This window comes from Oscillospiraceae bacterium (genome assembly GCA_025758045.1).
Lineage (GTDB): Bacteria > Bacillota > Clostridia > Oscillospirales > Ruminococcaceae > Gemmiger.
In genome coordinates, this window is the sequence record CP107208.1 from 2019002 (window position 1) to 2041055 (window position 22054).

A 22054-nucleotide genomic window follows, 5' to 3' on the forward strand; every position below is an offset into this window, starting at 1 on the left:
CTTTTGTCCAAAATTTTACAACGATACCGGGGTGTTTTCATCCAATGCCTGGCCGATTGGCATGTTTAAAATTAAATTGGCCATGCCGTCCGCCGGGGTGGGCTGCTTGTTGATGACCACCAGCGTTTCCCCGCGGAAGTACCGCAGCAGCCCCGCCGCCGGGTACACCGCCAAACTGGTGCCGCCCACGATCAAGGTATCTGCCACGGAAATTGCCTTGATAGCGTCCTCCATCGTGGCCTCGTCCAGTCCTTCCTCGTACAGCACCACGTCCGGCTTTACGATGCCGCCGCACTCGGTGCAGCGGGGCACGCCGTCGCCCTGCCCGGCGGCTTCCTCAATAAAGCTGACGGGGTAAAACTTACCGCAGCGCGTACAATAATTGCGCAGGGTAGAGCCGTGCAGCTCGTACACCACCTTGCTGCCCGCCGCCTGGTGCAGACCGTCGATGTTCTGGGTCACCACGGCCTTGCACTTGCCCTCGCGCTCCAATTTGGCCAACCGCAGGTGGGCGGCATTAGGCTTGGCCCCGTGGACGATGAGCTTCTGGCGGTAAAAATCGTAAAATTCGGCCGTGTGGGTCTTGTAAAACGTATGGGAGAGCATCGTCTCGGGCGGATACTTGAATTTCTGGTGGTACAGCCCATCCACCGAGCGAAAATCCGGGATGCCGCTCTCGGTCGAAACGCCCGCCCCGCCGAAAAACACAAGGCTGCGGGTATCCCGCAAAATTTCTTCCAATGCCGGTACCATACAAAGTTCCCCTTTCGCTTTTTGCTGAAGTGTTTTATAATGTACCTATCATTATAGCTTTTTTCAGGGAGGATGCAAGATGCAGCGCGAGATCACACAGGAAATGGCAAAGGACCGCCTGCCCCGGCGGGAGGCAGATGCCAACAAGGGCAGCTTTGGCAGTGTGCTGGCGGCGGCTGGCAGTATGGCCTACCGGGGCGCGGCGGCTCTCTGCACCGAGGGCGCTCTCCGCGCCGGGGCGGGCCTTGTCTACCTGGCCAGCGTGGAGCCGGTGGTGCAGATGGTGCTGACCCGTACGCCGGAATGCTGCGCCTGCGGCTGCCGCACGGCGGTTAACGGCGGCATCCACCCTCAGGACGCCGGGGCGCTGCGCAGCTGGTTCGACGGTAAAAACACCGTTCTGCTGGCAGGGCCCGGCCTGGGTGAAAGTGCTGCCCCGGTCTGCAACGCTCTGCTGGGCAAAAAAGCCCCCTGGTCCGCCGCTGTGCTGGACGCCGATGCCCTCAACGCGCTGGCTGCGGGCAAAATCAAAGGCCCTTTGCCGGACCAGACGGTCATCACGCCCCACCCCGGCGAAGCCGCCCGTCTGCTGGATTGTACAGTGGGGGAGGTGCAGGCTGACCGCGAAGCCGCCGCCCGCCGCCTGGCCGGGATGTATCACTGCATCGCGGTGCTGAAAGGCAGAGGCACCCTCATCGCCACCCCCGGCGGCGAAGTCTACCACAATCCCACCGGCAGCGCGGGCCTGGCCAAGGGCGGCAGCGGGGACATCCTCGCAGGCTTGCTGTCGGGTCTGCTGGCCGCCGGGCTGAAACAGGGCCGCACCGCGGAGGACGCCGCCATCGCTGCCGTCTGGCTGCACGGCGCGGCAGGGGACCGCTGCGCCAAACGCTTAGGCATGGCCGCCATGCTGCCCCATGATATTTTTGCAGACCTGGGTGCGATCTTTGCGGAGCTGGAGCGATAAACTACTGCAAAACGACTCTTTTTCGCCCTTTCCTATTGCCTGCACGGCCTATAGGGTGTATAATGGGACTATATGTTCTGGATATTCTGGGGCTATACCGCATGATCTGAGCAGCCTGCGCCGATAAGGCCGGGCATCGTGCGGGTCCCCTTCTGTAAAAGGAGCAAGTGCTATGCCGCGTAAAGAAGGCCAGAAACGGAAACTGCTGGTACTGCTGCAGATTTTGGCGCGGGAGACCGACGAACGTCACCCGTTAAGTGTACCGCAAATCGTGGAAAAATTGAAAGAAAAGGGCATCGAAGCCGAACGCAAGAGCGTCTATGACGACCTGAACACCCTGAACGAGATGCCGGACTTCCCCTATGAGATCATGCAAAAACGGGGCCGGGGCGGCGGCTATTACATGACCGACGCCCCCTTTGAGCTGGCTGAGCTGAAACTGCTGGTGGACGCTGTGTACGCCAGCAAGTTCATTACCGCCCGCAAATCCAAGGTGCTGATCGATAAGCTGGGCCAGTTCACTTCCTGCTACCGGCAGGAGGAGCTGAACCGTAAAGTCTTAGTCAGTGGCCGCCTGAAAAGCACCGACGAGAAGATTTTGTATACCGTCGATGCCCTGCATGCCGCTATCACGGCAGGGGAGCAGGTGCAGTTCAAATACTGCGACTGGAACCTGCAAAAAAAGATGACCCCCCGTCACGATGGCCAGCTGTACCGCGTCAGCCCCTGGGTGCTGGTGTGGGAGAATGCGAACTATTACCTTATCGCCTACACCGAGGGCCGCCTGAAGCACTACCGTGTGGATAAGATGCAGGCTGTGCACCAGCTGCCCGGTACCACCCGCGAAGGCGCCGGCGAGTACGCCAACTTTGACGTGAACGCCTACATGCAGCAGATGTTCGGCATGTTCAACGGCCCGCTGAAAAAGGTGACGCTCCAGTGTGAGAACCGCTTTGCCGGGGCCATGATCGACCGTTTCGGCACCGGGCCGACTTTAGTCCCCTGCGATGACGGTGAGCATTTTACCATGATGGCCGAGGTGCAGGTCAGCCCCCAGTTCTTTGGCTGGGTGGCTGGCTTTGGCACCGGCGTGGTGGTGGCAGGTCCGCCCGAGGTGCGCGCCGAGATGAAAAAGACGCTGGACCGCCTGCAGGATCTTTACCGCTGATTGCAAAAAGCACGAAAATGTGCTATGCTAACTAGATATGAATTTCTGTCCAAGGGAGGACACCCTCGTTGCTGGAAAAAAATCAACGTACCAAAAGTATGCTCAGCGGTCTGCTGGATGTGGTGCTGCTGTTCGTCAGCTTTCTGCTGGCCAACTATGTGCGTTTTAATTATGTAGTCTTTTTTGAGCCCGGCGGCGCCGGCCCTGCGCTGCAGGTGGCCGGTGACCCGCGCAACTTTATTGCCGGGGCAGGCACCTCTGTCTTACTGGTGCTGGCCTACTGGGTAGCCGGTGTGTACAGTTCCTCGCGTCTGCGGGGGCTGGCCCAGCGCTGCACCATCATGGCTATGATCAACGCCGCAGGCATCATGGTGTTCGTATTCTTCCTCTACCTGATGCACCTGGACGACTATTCCCGCGTAGTGCTGGGCCTGTTCTACGGCTTTGCCACCGTGGCCATGGTCGCTAAGCGGATGATCCGCCGCTGGGCGGACCGTGCCCGCCGCCGCAAAGGCCTGGGCCTGCGGCACATCCTGCTGGTGGGCGGCGGCAAATCGGCGGCCCTCTACCTGCGCGCGCTGGAGCATAACCCCTACTACGGTTTTGTGGTGGACGGCTACCTGGCTGCCACCGAGGAGCCGGGTCTGGGCGTGCCCTATCTGGGCGGCTACGATAAGCTGGACGAAGCCCTGGAAAGCGCCGCCCTGGATGAGGTCGTGGTCGCGCTGGAAGCCAATGAGATCGATCAGCTGCCCCACACCTTTGCCATCTGCGATAAGCACGGCACCCGCATCACGATGGTGCCGTTTTACAGCGACTACCTGCCTGCCCGGCCTACCATCGATGTGCTGGACGAGTGCAAGCTCATCAATGTGCGCCAGACGCCCTTTGACAACATCCTCAACGCCGCCATCAAGCGCGGGCTGGATATTATCGGCAGCCTGATGCTGATCGTACTCACCAGCCCGGTCATGCTGGTCACGGCCATTGGTGTGAAACTGTCCAGCCCCGGGCCGATCATCTTCAAGCAGGAGCGCATCGGCCTCAATAAAAAGCCCTTCATGATGTACAAGTTCCGCTCCATGCGGGTCAATGTACAGCAGGAGACCGGCTGGTCTAAGGACTACGACCCCCGCAAGACCCACTTCGGCAGCTTTATCCGCAAGTTCAGCCTGGACGAGCTGCCCCAGTTCTTCAACGTGCTTAAAGGGGATATGTCCCTTGTAGGCCCCCGGCCTGAGGTGCCTTTCCATGTAGAGCATTTTAAAGAGGAAATTCCCCGCTATCTGGTCCGCCAGCAGGTGCGCCCCGGCTGTACCGGCTGGGCGCAGATCCACGGCTTGCGCGGCGATACAGACATTGCCGAGCGCATCCGTTATGACATCTGGTACATCGAAAACTGGACCGTGGCGCTGGACATCAAGATCATCTTCCGCACGGTATTCGGCGGTAAGATGGTCAACGACGAAAAATTGCAGTAAGCCTGCCCCGGCGGGCTTGATGGGAGACGGAAAATGAGGAAAAAGGAACCCAAAGTAGCCATCGTACATGACTGGCTGGTGACCTATGCAGGGGCGGACCGCGTGGTCGACTGCATGCACCATGCGTTCCCCAACGCCGTCATCTACACGCTGGTGTATGATAAAGATAACATGCCTGCGTGGTTTAAAGACTACGACATCCGCACCACCTGGGTGCAGAAGATCCCGTTTGCTACCAAGCTGTACAAAGGGCTCTTGCCCCTGATGCCCCGTGCCTTTGAGGAACTGGACCTCTCCGAGTACGACCTCGTGCTGTCATCTTCCTCCTCATGCTCCAAGGGGGTTATCACCCGCCCGGATGCTGTGCACATCTGCTACTGCCATACGCCTATCCGCTATGTGTGGGACTTTTACTACACCTACCGCGACAACGCCAACTGGCTGGTGCGTAAGGTCATGCAGCGCCAGATGCACAAAATTCGCGTGTGGGATAAGTGCGCTGCGGACCGCGTAGATTACTTCATCGCCAACTCCCACTACATCGCCCAGCGCATCAAAAAATATTACCGCCGCGACAGCGACGTCATCTACCCCTGCTGCCATATCAACGAAAGTCCTTTTGTGGAAAAGGAGGACTTCTACCTCACCGTCGGCCGCCTGACCTGGTACAAGCGGGTCGACCTGGCCGTGCAGGCCTGCACCAAACTGGGCAAGCGGCTGGTGGTCATCGGCGGTGGGGGAGAGATGGACAAGCTCAAGGCCATGGCTGGCCCCACCATTGAGTTCAAGGGCGGCGGCCTGACCGACGAGGAAGTGCGCGGTTACTACCTGCGCGCCAAGGCGTTTTTGTTCCCCGGCGAGGAGGACTTCGGCATCACCCCCGTGGAAGCCCAGAGCGCCGGTACGCCGGTGCTGGCCTACGGCCGCGGCGGCGCCTGCGAGACCGTGCTGCCCGGCAAGACGGGTTACTGGTTCGAGGAGCAGACCGCCGACAGCCTGGCCGCCTGCATCCAGCGCTTTGAAAAAGATGGCGTCGCCTATAGTAAAGAGGAAATCCGCGAACACAGCCGCGCTTTCAGCGAGGAACGGTTTGAGCGGGAGATCAAAGAATACTGTACCCGCCGCATGGCGGATTGGCAGCAGGAACTGCTGGACTGCTCCCACTGGGAGAAGGAGGAACAGATTTGAACCCCATTGTCATCAACGGCACTGTCCTGTGCGATAATATCACCGGCATCCCCCGCTATGTCTACGAGACAGTAGTGCGGCTGGACAAGCTCATTGAGGGCACCGGCCTGGACGTGCGCATCGCCTACCGCGACGATGGCCGCGAGATTCATCTGCCGGAACTGAAAAATATCAAGCTGGTACCGCTCAAGGCGGTCAAATATTTTTATAACATGGCGGTGCTGCCTGCCTATCTGCGGCGCGAGCATGCGTTTTTTGTCGGCCTTGCCAGTGATATGCTCATGACCCGCCGCAGCGTTGTTGTGCTGCACGACATCCGCCCCCTGGTCATGGATACCGACCGCGGCTTTTTCCGCTTCAAGTTCTGGGTGCACTGCCTGTCCACCAAATGGTTTGCACAGCGGGTGTTCACCGTCAGCTATGACCAGCGCCAGCTTATCCACGATAAGCTGGGCATCCCGCTGGATAAGATCGGCGTGACCTACAACGGCTGGGAGCATATGGCAAAAGTCCAGCCGGACGAAAGCATCTTTGAGAGGATGCCCGCCGTCAAAAAGGGTGAGTATTTCTACGCTCTGGGCAGCCTGGCCGGCCACAAGAACTTTAAGTGGATACGCGAGGTCGCCCGCCGCAACCCGGATAAGACCTTCGTGGTGGCAGGCGGCAAGGACCTGCGCGCCTTTGGCGATGACACCGAGGCCAAGGACACCCACAATGTGTTCTACCCCGGTTATGTCTCCGACGCCGAAAACGCTGCCCTGATGAAGCACTGCCGCCTCTTCCTGCATCCGGCGGTGTTCGAGGGCTTCGGCATCCCGCCGCTGGAGGCTTTGGCTCTCGGCGCGCCCATCGCCCTGGCCAAAGCTAGCTGCCTGCCGGAACTTTACGGCGATACAGCCCGCTACTTCGACCCCTACGACTACGAGGTCGACCTGGACGCTTTGGCCGCCCGGCCCGTCGCCCCGCCGGACAAAGTCCTGGCCAAATACAGCTGGGACAAAACCGCTGCCTTCTGGCTGGAAGAGATCAAAAAGTACGCACAGCAGTGAAAACTGCAACCTGATTCCCACTCTGGAAAGGAACCCTTGCGAATGCTTGTTCTAACCGTTGTCCTTACGGCTGTTGTCGCGCTGGCACTGGGGCTGGCCCCGGCCAAAGTGGCGCGCCGCCGTGTACGGCAGTGTGATCTTGGCTGGGCGGCTGGCCTGTGGCTGGCCACCTGGGTGTTTGCCCTGTGTGCCTACCATCGCCCGGGGCTGACCGTCGGGTTTGATGCTTTCCGCCTGGCGGCCATCACGGCACTGTGCGGCTGGGCGTCCTTCTGCGTGGCCGGGCTGCGCAGCTTTGGCGGCAGGGGACTGCGGTTCGTGGTGCCGCTGCTGCTGGCGGCGGCCCTGGGCAGCGAGGTGTTCGTAGGCAACGTGACCTACTTCAACACCCACAGCTACCAGCCGTTCCAGCTGCTGGACTACCTGGACCCCAACGTCAACGTCATCCGGGGGCAGGGGAGTATCTCGCTGGACGAGGACCACACCTACATGCGGTTCCTTGACATCGACCAGCCTATCTATAACCTGAGCATGGACGGCCTGACCAACGATGATACCGATCCGCTGCATGGGGACAGCTTCTTCAACTTCCGCATCAATGCCACCGATGAAGCCAACTCCCGGCTGAACTACTTCGGCACCTGGCAGATCGCGCCCGAGTCGACCCGCAGCCAGGTTATCAGCCTGGATCTGACGGGCAACGTCGGCACAATGGAGCTGACCGCCTCCGGCTACAGCACGGCCTTTGCAGCCTTCCCGGTGGCCGTCACCTTTACCGGCATCACTGCCAACGCGCCGCGCCCGCTGCAGTTCTCGCTGCTGCGGTGCATCGCTGTTTTCCTGGCGCTGCTGGCCATCTACGCTCTGCGCCCGCAGAGCGGCCTGTGGCACCGCCGCTGGCTGGCAGGCAATGTCTGCGACCGCGCCGCCGGTGCGGTGCTGGCCGCGATCCTCGCCGCCTTTGTGGTGGTCGTGCCTTTCTGGGAGCCGGGCAACACCGGCCTTGCCACTGAAAATTATAATGTCGCCTTCTGGGATCACGAGAGCAAGATCAGCTTTGTCTACGAGCAGTACGGCGCGCTGGCCCACAGTCTGTTGAACGGCCGACTGGACCTGATGCAGGACCCGCCGGAAGAGCTGCTGGCGCTGGATAACCCCTACGATTCCACCGCCCGCGAAGCGGCCCAGGTCAACAGCCTGTGGGACCATGCCTATTATAACGGACGCTATTATGTCTATTTCGGCATCGTGCCCTGTCTTTTGTTTCAGCTTCCTTTCGAGGCTGTCACCGGCATCCAAAACCTGGCCTATCCGCCCTGCATGATCGTGATGGGGCTGCTGTTCCTGCTGGCAAGTTTCGGCGCGGTGCATCAGGTGGTGCGCCGCTGGTTCAGCCAGGCATCCTCAGCCGCGTATCTGCTCAGCGTGGCGGCCATCGTGCTGGGCAGCCAGCTCTATTACCTGTTTGTGCGCCCCTACATTTATGAATACGCCATCGTCTGCGGCACCTCGCTGCTGATGCTGGCCCTCTGGTTCTGGCTTTCTGCCGCGAACACGGCGGTGGAGCGCCGCGGTGCGCTGCTGGCCAAACTGGCGCTGGGCAGCCTTTGTATGGCGCTGGTCGCCGGCTGCCGCCCCCAGATGGAATTGTTTGCCGTGCTGGCCCTGCCCATCTTCTGGCAGCGATATATCGCCCAAAAGCGGCTGCGCAGCCGCGCCGGGGCAGGGGAAGCGGCCGCCTTCCTGCTGCCTGTGGTGCTGGTGGCCGCAGGTCTGATGTGGTACAACTACGCCCGGTTCGGTTCGCCCTTTGACTTTGGCGCCAACTACAACCTGACCGGCAACGATATGACCAAGCGCGGCTTCAATGTGGTGCGCATCGGTCCGGCCGTGTTCACCAGCCTGTTCGACCTGCCGCGGCTCAAGAGCGTCTTTCCGTTTTTGCAGGAGACCGAAGTCACCACCAACGCCGTCATCCGCACCATCAGCGAGCCGTTCGTCGGCGGTATGCTGGCGGCTACACCCTTCACCTGGGTGTTGGGGCTGCTGGCGCTGCCGCAGACCCGCCAAAGTCTGCGCCGCCGCCCCGGTGCGGCCGGTTTCGTCTGGCTGGCGGTGGCCGGTATGGTCATCATCACGGTGGTGGATTGCGAGATGGCCGGTGTACTGTACCGCTATTTGATGGACTACAGCCCCGTGCTGCTGCTGGGCGCTGTGCTGTGCTGGCTGCTGCTGGAAAGCGTGCTGGCCCGCCGCGCCGCCGCAGGTGAAACGCTGGCCGTCACCCTGCTGCCGGTGCTGCGCGTGGCCATGGCCGCCGCTGTGGCGTGGAGCGCCGTCTATCGCTTCTTCACCCTTTTTGCCACCCAGCCGTGGCTGCAGGGACTGAACCCCTCGCTGTACTTTAATGTTGCCCGTCTGGTGCAATTCTGGATGTAAAGATTGGAGAATCTCAAAATGGATAAGATCGCTGTTCTGATCCCTTGCTACAACGAATCCAAAACTGTGGAAAAGGTGGTGACGGATTTCCGCCGCGTGCTGCCCGATGCCACCGTCTATGTCTACGATAACAATTCTACCGACGGCACCGCCGAGCTGGCCGCCAAGGCTGGTGCTGTCGTCCGGCACGAGTATCAGCAGGGTAAAGGCAATGTCATGCGCCGCATGTTCCGCGAGATCGATGCCGAAGCCTACGTGCTGGTGGATGGCGACGACACCTACCCCGCTGAGGCCGCCCCCGAGATGGTAGCTGCCGTTACAAACCGGCAGGCCGATATGGTGGTGGGAGACCGCCTGTCCAGCACCTACTACACCCAGAATAAGCGTCCCTTCCACAACTTTGGCAACGATCTGGTACGCTTTTGCACCAACCACCTTTTCGGCGGCAAGATCAAGGACATTATGACTGGCTACCGCGCGTTCAGCTACCAGTTCGTCAAGACCTACCCGGTGCTGTCCCGCGGGTTCGAGATCGAGACCGAGATGACCATCCACGCCCTGCAGCGCAACATGCAGGTGGAGAACGTCGTCATCGACTACCGCGACCGCCCCGAAGGCTCCGAGAGCAAGCTGAACACCTACTCCGACGGCTTCAAGGTGCTGGGCACTATCGCGCGGCTGTTCAAAAACTACCGCCCGTTTCTATTCTTCGGCATCCTGGCGGCAGTGCTGGCCGTGTTCGGCATCGGCTTTATGATCCCTGTGCTGAACGAGTACTTCCACACCGGCCTTGTGCCCCGCTTCCCGACTTTGATCGTCTGCTGCTTTGTGCTGGTGGCGGCACTGCTGCTGTTCATCTCCGGCATTATCCTGTCCAGCCAGCTTGCCAAGGATGCCCGCGATTTTGAGTTCCAGCTGCAAACTGTGCAGCATTGGCGTAACAGCGCAGAAAAGGAGAACTGAAATGCAGTATGATTATCTGATCGTCGGTGCCGGTCTGTTCGGCGCCGTCTTTGCCCACGAGGCCACCGCCGCCGGCAAAAAGTGCCTGGTCATCGATAAGCGCAGCCACATCGCCGGCAACATCTACACAGAGGATGTGGAGGGCATCGCCGTCCACCGCTACGGTGCGCACATCTTCCATACCAACAATAAAGAGGTGTGGGACTACGTCAACCGCTTTGCCACCTTCAACCGCTACACCAACTCCCCGGTGGCCAACTATAAGGGCCAACTGTACAACCTGCCCTTTAATATGAACACCTTCACCAAGATGTGGGGCGTCATCACCCCGGCTGAGGCTGAGGCTAAGATCGCCGAGCAGCGCGCCGCCCACTACACCGCCGAGCCGAAAAACCTGGAAGAGCAGGCCATCAACCTTGTGGGCACCGACATCTACGAGAAGCTCATCAAAGGCTACACCGAGAAGCAGTGGGGCCGCCCCTGCACCGAGCTGCCTGCCTTCATCATCAAGCGCCTGCCCGTGCGCCTGACCTTCGATAACAACTACTTCAACGCCCTGTATCAGGGCATCCCCAACGAGGGTTACACCACGCTGGTGGCCAACCTGCTGCAGGGCATCGAGGTCCGCCTGGACACCGACTACCTGGCTGACAAGGCTGCGCTGGATGCCTTGGCCGATAAAGTCGTCTACACCGGCCCCATTGATGCCTACTTTGACTATAAGCTGGGCGCTTTGCAGTACCGCAGTGTCCGCTTTGAGACCGAGACCCTGGACATCCCCAACTACCAGGGCAACGCTGTCATCAACTACACCGACGCCGAAACCCCCTACACCCGCATCATTGAGCACAAGCACTTTGTCTTTGGCTCCACCGAGCCGGGCACCAAGACGGTCATCAGCCGCGAGTACTCTGCCGAGTGGAAACCCGGCGATGAGCCGTACTATCCCGTCAACGATGCCCAGAACGGCGCCCTGTATGAGCAGTACAAGGCCCTGGCCGATGCCGAGGGCAAGGTCCTTTTTGGCGGCCGTTTGGGTGAGTACAAGTACTACGATATGGACCGCGTGATCGAATCTGCCCTGGCCCGCGTGCGTGCCGAGCTGGCAAAATAATCCCTGCAAGAAAAAGTTACAAACTGCGCCGCGCTGCCTTTTTACAGCATGGCGCAGTTTTTTCTGCTGCCCGCCAAGTGGCTCGCCTTGCTTTTTACCCCGTAATGGGATATAATAAACTCGACTATCTGCGCAGAAGTCTGCGCGAATAGATACAGTGGAAAAAGCGCACACGCGCACAAACAGGGAGTATATTATGACGAAGATCGCCGCTTCGATTTTGTCCGCTGACTTTGCGGACCTTGCCGCCGACTGCCAACGGCTGTTAAACCAGGGCACCGACCTTTTGCATTTTGACGTGATGGACGGCCACTTTGTGCCCAACATCAGCTTTGGTGCCCCCGTGCTGGAGTGCCTGCACAAGGCCCTGCCGGAGGTGTTCTACGATGTCCACCTGATGATCAGCGACCCGGTTAAGTACGCGCCGGATTTCGCCAAGGCGGGCGCTAACCTCATCACCTTCCATCTGGAGGCTGTGCCCGATGCTGTCCCCGAGACCATCGCCGCCATCCGTGCCGTTGGCTGCCAGGTGGGCATCAGCATCAAGCCGGGCACCCCGGCCGAGGCTGTCTACCCCTACCTCGACGACCTGGACCTCGTCTTAGTCATGAGCGTGGAGCCGGGCTTCGGTGGGCAGAAGTTCATGCCCTCGGCGCTGGATAAGCTCAGCGTCCTCCGTGCCGAGCGTGACCGCCGCGGCCTGCACACCCTGTTGGAAGTGGACGGCGGCGTCAACACCGAGACAGGCCCACAGTGCGCCGCTGCGGGGGCCGACTGGCTGGTGACCGGTAGTGCCCTGTTCAAAGCCAAAGATCCCGCCGCCGTCATCGATACGCTGCACGGCAGCCATTAACCCAAAGGAGAACCCAAGCCCCATGGCAAAACAACCTACGATCGAACGCAGCGAGAACTATGGCTACTATAGTGATCTGCTGTGGTGCGCCGTGCCCCTTACGGGCATGGCCTGGTACTATTACGGCCTGCGCCCGGTGCTGCTGATGCTGGCAGCCCTGGTGACGGCCTATCTGTGTGATTGCGCCCTGGCCCCGCTGCATGGCGAGGGCTACCGCGCCCACGAGCCGTCCAGCGAGTGCTTTGCAGCGCTGATCGTGCTGCTGATGCCCGCCAGCGTTTCCTACGGCATCGTCATTGTTGCTGTCATCGCGGCCGTGCTGGTCAAGGAGGCCTTCGGCGGAGAGGGGCACTATCCCTTCCACCCGGCGGCGGTGGGCGCCGCTATCGCCGGTGTTTCCTGGCCGGAGCATGTCTACTACTACCCGGCCCCCGGCACTCAGCTGCCCATTTGGGGCGAGATCAATGATAACCTTGTCCAGGGCATGAATGAGTCCCTGCGCAGCGGCGGCCTGCCCAGCGCCAGCACGATGAATCTGCTTACCGGCAACGTGTCCGCGGGTATCGGTACGGGCGCGGCGCTGGTCATTCTGGCCTGCGGTCTGTTTTTGCTGGTGCGCGGCCGGGTCCGCCTCTCGGTGCTCATCCCGTTTATGATTGCCGTTATCGGCATTCCCTGGCTGTTCCCGCACCTGAACGAACTGCCTGCCTTCAGCTGGCCGTGGGAGTTCATCCGCCAGCGCATCTATCTTGAAAAGTACACGCTGCTGTCTGGCACGGCATTGTTCGGTGCCTTTTTCCTGATCTGTGAGCCGGTCACCATGCCCAACCGCACCAGCAGCCGTCTGATCTACGGCGCGGCGCTGGGCATTGCCACCTATGCGTTCCGCATATTCAGCCCGTATCAGAGCGCCATCTGCTTTGCGCTGCTGATCGTCGGTGCCATCCCCGAATGGCTGGACCTCATCAGCCACCGCACCGAGCGTATCCGCTTTATGAAGAAGGAGGAACAGCGTCTTGCCAAATCCACAAAACCGGAATGACCGCCGCAAGGGCGAGGAACGCTCCGAAACGCTGATCATTCCCCATATTACCAAAGAAATGCTGGAAACGGCCCGCCGCATGGCGGAGGAGGGGGCCTCCCGCGCGGAGATCGAAAAGGCCATCTCGGCCATGCAAAGCCCGGCCCAGCCCGCTTCTTCACCGGCATCCCGCTCGGCCCAACATGCCGCCCCGGCCCCGCAGCCGATGGCCGCCCCGCCGGAGCGTAAACACCGCATCATCCCCACCAGCCGCCCCCGTCTCTCGGCCGAAGAACGCGCCGCCCTGCGCCAGCAGATGCAGATGGGGGAGACACAGGCAGAAACGCCCCAGCCCGAACCCGAACAGGAGGCCCTGCGGCAGGAAGCCGCCCGGCGGGCGGCCAACCGCCCTGCCTGGTTTGGCCGCCGCCAGACGGCACAAAACGACTCGCAGGAAGCCGCCCGTCGCGCCGCCCAGGCCTTGGCCGCTGCCCCGCGCGCCCCGGAGGCCCCGGCCGCTCCAAAAGTGGACGAGCCTACCGGTACCCGCACCATTGCCATCCCAAAACAGCGTACTGTATCCCGCCCGGCGGAACCGGCCCCCGAAGCCACCCGCGTGATGTCTGCGGCCCCGCCGCAGCCCACTCCGGCAGAACCTGCCTCGCAGCCTGCCGCCCGCACTGAGGGCCCGGCAGGGGAACCTGCCCCGCGCCCGGCTGCCCCGGCCCCGGAGCCGCGCAAAAACGCCGTGCCCCGCAGCCGCACCGAGGCCGAAAATGACCTGAACGAAAAGATCCGCCGCGACCACATCTGGCTGTCCAACCCGGTCATGGTGCGCGGCTTAGGCATGGCTCCCATCGTGGGCGCTGCGCTGGATGGTCGCCACGCGCTCATGCTCTGTGTGGCCAGCCTGCTGCTCATCACCTTTACCCGTGTGTTGGCTGTGGCAGTCTGCCACCTGACCCAAAACCGCTTCCGCCCGGTCATCTACAGCTATGCGGCGGCGCTGCTGTACATCCCCGTTTACGTGCTGATGTACCAGCTGTTTGGTGCTGACCTGTCACTGCTGGGCATTTATCTGCCGCTGTTGGTGGTGGAACCTGCCATTGTCAAGCGCATGGAATTTGCTGAGCTGGAGCCTGTCAGCGCGGCCTTCCGCCACGGTTTCAACAACAGTCTGGGTATGTGCGCGGCTCTGCTCATCGTGGGCTGCCTGCGGGAACTGCTGGCCACCGGTGCTGTCTTTGGCAACCAGGTGATCTACGCCGCGCCGCTGCCGCTGGCGGCACAGCCCTCCGGCGGTTTCGTACTGGTGGGTGCCATCGCCGCCGTCTGGTGCGCCATCGCCAACCTGTACACCAATTATAAACACGAGGAGGTGCGCCGCCTGTATGCTAAACATTGAGTTCGCATCCTCCCTGGGCCAAGGCCTGTGGCAGTTCGTCAGCTATATGGGCCTGGCCATCTTTGCCGAGAACGTCATTCTAGCCCGCGCTTTGGGCGTGACCCGCCTGATGAAACTGGTGCCGGACCACAAGGCCCAGGTGTGGGATTTGTGTCTGCCGCTGATCTGGGTCATGACGCTGTCCGCCCCGCTGGGTTGGGCTGCCCATAACCTGCTCTTTCCGTGGCTGCGCCCGCGTCTGCCTGCGTGGCTGCCCATCTCAGCCCTGCGCCCGGTAGTCTACCTGACCTGCGGTGTCGCTGCCATGGCCGTCACCTGGCTGGTGCTGGGCCTGCTGCCCCGCAAAATGCGCCAAAGCTGCCGCAGCCAGCTCAGCCTGGCCACCTGCAGCACTGTCATGCTGGGCACGCTGCTCATCAGTTCCAACCAGAATTACACGCTGGAGCAATCCATCGCGTTTGGTCTGGGCAGCGGCCTGGGCTACACCTTCATCGTCTTCATCGTGCGTGAAGGTCGCCGCCGCTTGCGCAGTAAGGCGGTGCCTGCGATCTTTCAGGGCCTGCCCAGTTCCATGATCTACATTGGCGTCCTCTCACTGGCCATCTATGCGCTGGTGGGTCATTCTGTGGTTTTGTAACAATAAAAGGAAGAGGTGCATTGTATGTCTGTTCCGTGCTTTGTTCCCGCTGATATTCTGCTGCCTGCCGCCAACATTTCGCTGGACCCGTGGGCCTGCATTGCGGTAGACCAGTTTACTTCCCAGCCGGAGTACTGGCAGCGCGCCGAAGAGCTGGCCGCCGGTAAGCCCAGCACGCTGCATATCGTCCTGCCCGAAGCCTACCTGGGCACCCCCCAGGAGGAAGAGCGGATGCAGACCATCCGCCGCACGATGCAGGAGTACCGCAAGTCGGTGCTGACCCGCCGCGTCCACGGCTTTGTCTATGTGGAGCGCACCCAGATGGACGGCACCATCCGCCAGGGGTTGGTAGGTGCCGTGGACCTGGAAGCCTACGACTATAACCCCGGCAGCAAACCGGCCATCCGCCCCAGCGAAAAGACGGTGGTGGAGCGCATCCCGCCGCGCCTGAAAGTACGCCGTGGTGCTATTTTGGAAACGCCCCACGTGATGATGCTGGCCGACGATGAGAAAAAGACGCTGATCGAACCCATCGGTGACCATAAAGATAGCCTGCCTCTGCTGTATGACGGCGAGTTGATGCTGGGCGGCGGCCATCTGCGCGGCTGGGCGGTGGAAGACCCCGCCCAGATCGACCAGATCAACGCCGCACTGGCCGACTTGGCCGACGAGAAAAAATTTGCCGCTCGCTGGCCCCGTGCTGCCGGTGAGCCGCCCATGGTACTGGCTGTCGGCGACGGCAACCACTCTCTGGCCACGGCCAAAGCTTACTGGGAGGAACTGAAGAAGGGCCTGACCCCCGAACAGCAGCAAGATCACCCCGCCCGCTGGTGCCTGGCCGAGGTCTGCAATGTACATAGCCCGGCCATCGAGATCGAGCCGATCCACCGTGTAGTGTTCGGTGTAACGGCCCATGAGCTGTACAAGGCCATCGATGAGTGGGACAAGACCCAGGGCGACGAGACTGCTCCGTCTCAGCAGCGCTTTGCCATTGCCGACCAGAACGGTGAGCTGCTGGTGGCCCTGCAGAATCCCCCGGCTCCCCTGACGGTGGGCAGTGTCGAAGCCTTCCTGAACGACTTCCTGCCCAGCCACCCCGAGGCCGGCGTGGACTACATCCACGGCTCCTCCACGGCCATGGCGCTGGCCTCCCGCCCCGGGCAGAAAGCCGCCGCCATCCTGCTGCCGGACCTTGCCAAGGCAGACCTGTTTAAAGGCGTGGTGCTGGGCGGTGTGCTGCCCCGCAAGACCTTCAGCATGGGTCACGCCGAAGAAAAACGCTACTACAACGAATGTCGTGCAATCGACTGATGATAAGAATGGAAAAGACTATGGAAAAACCTACCCAGAATCCCGCCGCCCCGCACCGCCGCCGTCGCCGCCGCGGTTCCGGCAACGGTGGGGTTGCCGCTGCAGCCCAGCAGCCTGCGGCTGAAAAGGCTGCCCGCCAGCCCGGCCCGCGCCAGGCAGCCCCGGCCCAGCCGCGGACTCCCCGCCCCCAGCAGGGGCAGCCCCGTCCGCAGGCCCCGGCACCCACCAAGGGCGGCCAGCCCAAACCGGCGTCCCGCGGCAATGCACCGCGCCCCCGCGGCCGTGGCCCGGCCCAGTCCCAGAATCCGCCGGCGGCCCAGATGCCGCAGCCGCCCCGTCAGAACGGCGGACGCACGCTGAACCAGCCGCCCCCACGCCCGCCGCGGGAGACTGCCAAGCCCCGCCAGCCCCAGCGCCCCAGCCGCCCGCTGCGCCGCACGCCGGAGGAAGAGCCGGGCCTGGAGCTCATCACCCGCCGCCCTCCGAAGCAGAAGTTCTCCAACTTCGAGGAGTACCTCGCGGCCCACGGCGGCATGACGCTGCCGCTGCCCCCGGACCCTAACGAGCCCAAGGAACCGAAAGAAGCACCCGCCCCACAGCCGATGGCAGGGGAGAGCGCCGAATGACCCCGGCCACTGCCGCAGCCCTGCGCTGCCCGGTCTGCCAGGGGCCGCTGCTGCAGGTGGGCCGCACCCTGCGCTGCCCCAAGACTCACAGCTTTGATCTGGCCAAAGAGGGTTACGCCAACCTGCTGCCCATCCAGAAAAAGCATGCCGCCGACCCCGGCGACGGCAAGGAGATGGTGCGAGCCCGCCGCGCATTCCTCTCGGCCGGGCACTACGCCCCGCTGATGCAGGCGTTGGCGGATCTCTGTGCTGACCTGCCTCACGGCCACATCGTGGATGCTGGCTGCGGCGAGGGCAGCTATGACGCCTACCTGTACAAAGCACTGGGGGACGAACCTGCCATCGTGGGCTTCGACCTCTCCAAAGAGACCGTGCGCTTGGCGGCCAAGCTGCTGCCGGAGGCCGCTTTCTGTGTGGGCGGCAGCTTTTGTGCCCCCGTGCGGGATAGCTGGGCCGACCTGCTGCTGAACATCTTTTCCCCGTTTGCCGGGGCAGAGTTCCGCCGCATGCTGCGCCCGGGCGGACATCTGGTCTACGCCGTGCCCACCGCCCGCCACCTCTACGGGCTGAAAGAGGTCCTCTACGACCACCCCTACGAGAACGAGGTGAAGGACACTGCCTACGAGGGGTTCACCTTTGTGCGCAGTGTGGAGGCCACCGGCCAGCTGACCCTGACCGGCGATGCCGTGCAGCAGTTGTTTGCCATGACCCCCTACTACTGGAACACCCCCGCCGACGGCGCCGCGCACCTGCAGGCCTGCAAAAGCCTGACCACCGAGATCGGCTTCCGCTACCTGGTTTACCAGAAACAATAATCCAAAAGCCAGCCCAATGCGGGCTGGCTTTTTTTGTGCGTATTGTCAGTAGGACGTCACGGCGCGTAAAACGCATCCAATACCTGCTTCAGGTAGGGCCGCAGCCGTGCATCCCCGATACCGGGCTGCGGCACCATGATACAAACCGTATAAATCATGCCGTTATTTACAAAATAAGCGGTATTCCCGCTGGCTTTGCTCTCGTCTCCGCCGCCGTACAGCGGGATAACGGCAATGTCTCCGGTAGGCAGCGTGTATTCCTCGCAGGTCCAGCCATCCTTTAAATCGTAGATGCCGTCGGTCAGCACCTGCTCCACGGTGGCGGTGCAGCTGCCGCTGGGCGTCACGGCGGCGTGGGCGTTGAACGAAATATACATGTCATAACTTTCGCCGCTCACTTCCTTTTCCAGCAAGCCGCCATCCAGCACGTTCAGCCCAAATGGCTCGCCGTCCGCGCAGGTGCCGTACAGCAGCACCTTGCGCTTGACGGGGTTGCGGTAATCGTTGGGGTCGGCAGGGCAGTACAGCGCCGCGCCGTCCGGCAGGTCATCCACAAGATCGTTGCGCAGCAGCGGCAGGTTGGTCAGTTCAGCGGCATCCTGCAAGCTGTCCGCCGCATCGGTAAATACTTCGGCTTTTTCAATATCGTTTGGGTAGTGAATTAACAAATCCGAGTTTCCCAGCGTCATGACCATCTGGCTGAAACTATAGTGGTCAGGCGTCCGCATCCGTTGGAACGCTGGCTGCCGTTCCTCGGTGGCCAGTGTCTGCACCGCTTCGCCCAGCGTATCCAGCGGATGGGTGGTCAGCGTATAGTGCAGGGCATAACCGCCCACGGCATCGGGGGCATAGCTTGGGTGGGGGGTGTTGTGCAAATTGGTGAACTCCACCCGCGCCAGTACACCGGCGGCCAGCAGCAGCGGCGCGGCCAGGCAGATGACCCACCCAAACCGCCGCCGCGGGGCAGGCTGGGCCGCCACCGCCACGCGGGCCGGGCAGCGCACCTGGGCAAAGGTCTGTTTATACAAAGTCTCAAACTCCATCGTTCAATCCTCCTGATACGCCCGGCGCAGGGCCTCCCGCGCACGGGTCAGCCGGGTAGTCACGGCGTTCTGGCTGATGTGCAGCACCGCCGCGATCTCCTTGGTGGGCATGTCTTCGTAATAAAATAAGTACAGCACGATGCGGTACGCCTGTGGCAGGGCCAGTACGGCGTCGTACAATTCCCGCTGGGCGGGGTCGTCGAACACCGGTATGTCGGGCAGTTCCTCCAGCGGCAGGCGGCGGGTATGCCAGGGCGCACGCAGACGGCTTTTGCAGTGGTTGATGGTCACCCGGATCAGCCAGCTTTTCAAATGCTCCTCGTCTGCAAAAGTGCGGTGGGTCGCACAAAGCTTTAACAGCGTGTCCTGGGTAGCATCCTCAGCCTCCTGTGGGTGGCCGCACCAGTGCAGGGCCACGCGGTAGATCATGTCGCAGTAGCGTCCTGCGACCGCGGCCAGTTCGCTCGGCTCCATCGCGGCACCTCCTTTGTTTTGGATTTCATCAGGCCTGTTTCACTTTTAACACGCGCGGGGCAGGCGGTTTGTTACAGACAAGTTTATTTTTTTCAGTATACCAGCTTCTGTGCGGTTCATACAGCGGAATTTTGAGCATAATCCCAAAAAAAGATTGACAAAATGCGTGATTACGGCTATTATAAAGGTGTTCGCATCTGCCTGCCGGAGGAAGCCCCATGCAAAAAATCACCAATGACCTGTTGGCTTTGGCCCAGAACGGCGATGAAACGGCTGTGGCCGCCCTCATTGCACGCATGATGCCCGCCATCCGCAAAGGTGCCGCCGCCGCGACCGCGCCGGGCTTGGATTTCGAGGATGCCGTGCAGGAAGGTCTGATCGGTCTGTTTGAGGCAATGCATCGGTACGATACCGCCGCGGGAATGGCCTTCGCGTCTTTTGCCGCCGCCTGCATCACCCACGCCCAGCAGGATGCCCGCCGCGCCGCTCTGCGCAAAAAGCACGCGCCGCTGAACTTCAGTGTGCCCTTGCCCGATGCCAAGGAGCTGCCCCAGCCAGGCCCTGACCCCGAGGAACAGGCCATCGCCAGCGAGCAGTACGCCGCGACGATCGAACGGATGCAGACCGAACTTTCCCCGCTGGAACGCAGCGTGCTGCTGGCCACCCTAAACGGCCAGACCGCCGCCCAAATCGCCCAGGAAAAGCAGCTGGCTCCCAAAGCCGTTGCCAACGCCTTGGCCCGCGCCCGCCGCAAACTGCGGGGAGCGTAATACCCTAGGATTCAGGCGTTTGCCTGTATCATATATTTCAACCTGCCCCCAGTAGCGCCTAAAATCAGTTCGTTGGTCCATTCCTAATGCGTTGGTTTAGATTCTTCCGCGGGCAAATACAAATCAGAGGAGATACCCACTATGTTCGAAGACAAGACTTTGGTATGCAAGGATTGCGGCAAGGAGTTCGTTTGGACCGCCGGTGAGCAGGAGTTCTACGCCAGCCGTGGTTTCGAGAACCAGCCCCAGCGCTGCAAGGCCTGCCGTGATGCCCGCAAGAACGCTACCCGCGGTGAGCGCCAGATGTTTGACGCTGTCTGCGCCAGCTGCGGCAAGGCTTGCAAGGTTCCCTTCCAGCCTCGCGAGGACCGTCCGGTCTACTGCAGCGAGTGCTTCGCTAAGATGAAGGAGAACGGCTGATTTACACGCTGACTGTGTAACAGTAGTCTGATTTCCACTCCGCGCCCCGGTCGCACCTGACCGGGGCGCGGTTTGTTACGGGGGAAACTGTATGACCACGCGCATGGCGCAGTTAAAACGTAGTATATGGTGCCTGGGCGCGGCCGCCCTGGTGCTGGCCCTGTGCAGCAAAACTTCGCCGCTGTATGCCTTCAACGATTGGATGGACGCCAACATTTTTTTTACAATGGGAAAATCCATGCTGTCCGGCAAGGTACTCTACCGTGATGTGTTCGATCACAAAGGCCCGGTGCTGTATCTCCTCTACGGGCTGGGGTGGCTGCTGGACCACACGGGCTTTATCGGCGTATTTGTGCTGGAAATTTGCGGCTTCGCAGTGTTTCTAGGCCTTGGCCCGTGTACGGCGGAGCTATTGCGCGGCAAACCCCTGCACCCGGTCTGGTGCCTGGTGCCTGCGGCAGCCGTGGCGGCCTGCCGGGCCTTCTCCCACGGCGGCAGTGCCGAGGAACTGCTGCTGCCTTTTTTGGCCGCCGCCCTGTACGGGCTGGTCAAGTGCCTGACAGCCAACAGACAAATGCCGCTACGCACCGTAGCCCTGCAAGGTTTTCTGTGCGGCTGTGCGTTACTGCTGAAATACACGGTGCTGGGCTTTTACCTGGCCTGGGTGGCCGTGCTGGCGGTGCTGTACCTGCGCCGGGGCTGGCTGCGGCAGCTGGGCCGAAGCTGTGTCGCCTACCTGGGCGGCCTGGCGCTGGCAGCCCTGCCCTGGTTTGCCTACTTTGGGGCCCACCATGCGCTGGACGCCTGGTGGGAGTGTTACTTCTATGACAACCTCTTCCTTTATAAAGGGGACAGCCGCAGCGCCCTGACCCTGGCCCAGCACCTGTGGTGGGCTGTGCGGGACGATCTGCCCGCCGTCTGCCTGCTGGCGGCGTTCCTGCTTTGGACGGCGCTTTCTAAGCGGCACGGTGCGGCGCTGGCAATCCTGGCAATGGCCGCAGGACTGGCTTTTACCAGCCTGATGGGCGGCTACCTCGTCTACTACGGGCTGGTGCTGGCCGTGTTTGCCCCGCTGGGGCTGGCGGCCCTGCCGCAAAAACTGCCTGCCAAGCGCGGCGTGTGTACGGCCTTATCCGTGGCAGGCATTGCCGCCGCGGCTTCATGGTGCCTGCTGCTAAGCCCCAACCGCGCTTTGCGGGGCCGCACGGCGGAAAGCCTGCCCCAGCTCCAGTTTGCCGAAATCATCCGCCAGACGCCCAACGCTACTTTACTCAACTACGGCACGTTGGACGGCGGCTTTTACACCGCCGCCGGGGTACTGCCGCCCTGCCGTTACTTCTGTGTGACCAACATGCCGCTGCAGGACCAGTGGCAGCAGCAATGGGACCTGCTGGATGCCGCCGCTGTGGACTATGTGGTGGCCCTGACCGGCGATCTGCAGAACGACTACCCCATCTACCACTGCGTCGCCAGCCAGACCTACAACGGCGGTGAGGGCGAAGTGACCTGGTATCTCTACGCAAAAACCAAATGATTTGCGCTTTTTCCGTATATGCG

At 61.6% G+C, this 22054-nt stretch carries 21 protein-coding genes; 18 read left to right on the plus strand and 3 right to left on the minus strand.

What is annotated here, in order from left to right; genetic code table 11:
- Positions 1-15: 15 nt before the first annotated feature.
- Entirely contained in the window at positions 16-753 is a 738-nt protein-coding gene (locus OGM81_09415) for an NAD-dependent protein deacylase (GenBank protein ID UYJ42556.1), read from the minus strand.
- 79 nt (positions 754-832) lie between these two features.
- On the opposite strand from OGM81_09415, the gene OGM81_09420 reads away from it, so the two are divergent.
- From OGM81_09420 to OGM81_09490, 15 genes are all read left to right on the plus strand, one after another.
- Positions 833-1720 carry an NAD(P)H-hydrate dehydratase gene (locus tag OGM81_09420; GenBank protein UYJ42557.1) on the plus strand — a complete coding sequence of 296 codons (888 nt, stop codon included), beginning with the start codon at positions 833-835 and terminating at the stop codon, positions 1718-1720.
- A 172-nt stretch (positions 1721-1892) separates the two neighbouring features.
- Positions 1893-2888: a WYL domain-containing protein gene (locus tag OGM81_09425; GenBank protein ID UYJ42558.1), complete on the plus strand. Its 996-nt coding sequence runs from the start codon at positions 1893-1895 to the stop codon at positions 2886-2888.
- Between the two features lie 68 nt (positions 2889-2956).
- Positions 2957-4369, plus strand: coding sequence for an undecaprenyl-phosphate glucose phosphotransferase (locus OGM81_09430; protein UYJ42559.1), 1413 nt, complete (start codon positions 2957-2959; stop codon positions 4367-4369).
- Positions 4370-4402: 33 nt separating this feature from the next.
- On the plus strand, positions 4403-5557 hold the full coding sequence (locus OGM81_09435) for a glycosyltransferase (GenBank protein UYJ42560.1): 1155 nt from the start codon (positions 4403-4405) through the stop codon (positions 5555-5557).
- The gene (locus OGM81_09440; protein UYJ42561.1) at positions 5554-6606 is read left to right on the plus strand and encodes a glycosyltransferase family 4 protein; all 1053 of its coding nucleotides are present in this window, start codon (positions 5554-5556) and stop codon (positions 6604-6606) included. Before OGM81_09435 ends, OGM81_09440 begins: the two co-directional genes overlap by 4 nt.
- Before the next feature lie 42 nt (positions 6607-6648).
- The gene (locus OGM81_09445) at positions 6649-9045 is read left to right on the plus strand and encodes a hypothetical protein (GenBank protein UYJ42562.1); all 2397 of its coding nucleotides are present in this window, start codon (positions 6649-6651) and stop codon (positions 9043-9045) included.
- A gap of 18 nt (positions 9046-9063) precedes the next feature.
- A complete protein-coding gene (locus OGM81_09450; GenBank protein ID UYJ42563.1) occupies positions 9064-10008 on the plus strand; it encodes a glycosyltransferase in 945 nt (314 codons plus the stop codon).
- A gap of 1 nt (position 10009) precedes the next feature.
- A complete protein-coding gene (gene glf, locus OGM81_09455; protein UYJ42564.1) occupies positions 10010-11122 on the plus strand; it encodes a UDP-galactopyranose mutase in 1113 nt (370 codons plus the stop codon).
- Between the two features lie 196 nt (positions 11123-11318).
- A complete protein-coding gene (rpe, locus tag OGM81_09460; GenBank protein ID UYJ42565.1) occupies positions 11319-11975 on the plus strand; it encodes a ribulose-phosphate 3-epimerase in 657 nt (218 codons plus the stop codon).
- A gap of 22 nt (positions 11976-11997) precedes the next feature.
- Entirely contained in the window at positions 11998-13017 is a 1020-nt protein-coding gene (locus OGM81_09465) for an RnfABCDGE type electron transport complex subunit D (GenBank protein UYJ42566.1), read from the plus strand.
- Positions 12992-14401, plus strand: a complete 1410-nt coding sequence (locus OGM81_09470) for a hypothetical protein (protein UYJ42567.1) — start codon at positions 12992-12994, stop codon at positions 14399-14401. The genes OGM81_09465 and OGM81_09470 overlap by 26 nt, the downstream gene beginning before the upstream one ends.
- Positions 14388-15038, plus strand: coding sequence for an NADH:ubiquinone oxidoreductase, subunit RnfA (locus tag OGM81_09475; GenBank protein ID UYJ42568.1), 651 nt, complete (start codon positions 14388-14390; stop codon positions 15036-15038). The genes OGM81_09470 and OGM81_09475 overlap by 14 nt, the downstream gene beginning before the upstream one ends.
- 24 nt (positions 15039-15062) lie before the next feature.
- Positions 15063-16349, plus strand: a complete 1287-nt coding sequence (locus OGM81_09480) for a DUF1015 domain-containing protein (GenBank protein UYJ42569.1) — start codon at positions 15063-15065, stop codon at positions 16347-16349.
- A gap of 20 nt (positions 16350-16369) precedes the next feature.
- Positions 16370-16975 (plus strand): hypothetical protein, encoded by a 606-nt coding sequence (locus tag OGM81_09485; GenBank protein ID UYJ42570.1) that lies wholly within the window; start codon positions 16370-16372, stop codon positions 16973-16975.
- Entirely contained in the window at positions 16972-17790 is an 819-nt protein-coding gene (locus tag OGM81_09490; GenBank protein UYJ42571.1) for a methyltransferase domain-containing protein, read from the plus strand. The genes OGM81_09485 and OGM81_09490 overlap by 4 nt, the downstream gene beginning before the upstream one ends.
- Positions 17791-17846: 56 nt before the next feature.
- On the opposite strand, the gene OGM81_09495 is transcribed toward OGM81_09490, so the two are convergent.
- The gene (locus OGM81_09495) at positions 17847-18833 is read right to left on the minus strand and encodes a hypothetical protein (GenBank protein UYJ42572.1); all 987 of its coding nucleotides are present in this window, start codon (positions 18831-18833) and stop codon (positions 17847-17849) included.
- Positions 18834-18836: 3 nt separating this feature from the next.
- A complete protein-coding gene (locus OGM81_09500; GenBank protein ID UYJ42573.1) occupies positions 18837-19307 on the minus strand; it encodes a sigma-70 family RNA polymerase sigma factor in 471 nt (156 codons plus the stop codon).
- Positions 19308-19525: 218 nt separating this feature from the next.
- Between OGM81_09500 and OGM81_09505 the strand changes: the two genes are divergently transcribed.
- The 3 genes from OGM81_09505 to OGM81_09515 all read left to right on the plus strand — a co-directional run bounded on the left by OGM81_09505 (position 19526) and on the right by OGM81_09515 (position 22031).
- Complete coding sequence (locus tag OGM81_09505; protein ID UYJ42574.1) at positions 19526-20077, plus strand: sigma-70 family RNA polymerase sigma factor; 552 nt, start codon at positions 19526-19528, stop codon at positions 20075-20077.
- A 141-nt stretch (positions 20078-20218) separates the two neighbouring features.
- A complete protein-coding gene (locus tag OGM81_09510; protein UYJ42575.1) occupies positions 20219-20497 on the plus strand; it encodes a zinc-ribbon domain containing protein in 279 nt (92 codons plus the stop codon).
- A 91-nt stretch (positions 20498-20588) separates the two neighbouring features.
- Positions 20589-22031 (plus strand): hypothetical protein, encoded by a 1443-nt coding sequence (locus tag OGM81_09515; GenBank protein ID UYJ42576.1) that lies wholly within the window; start codon positions 20589-20591, stop codon positions 22029-22031.
- Positions 22032-22054: the final 23 nt, after the last annotated feature.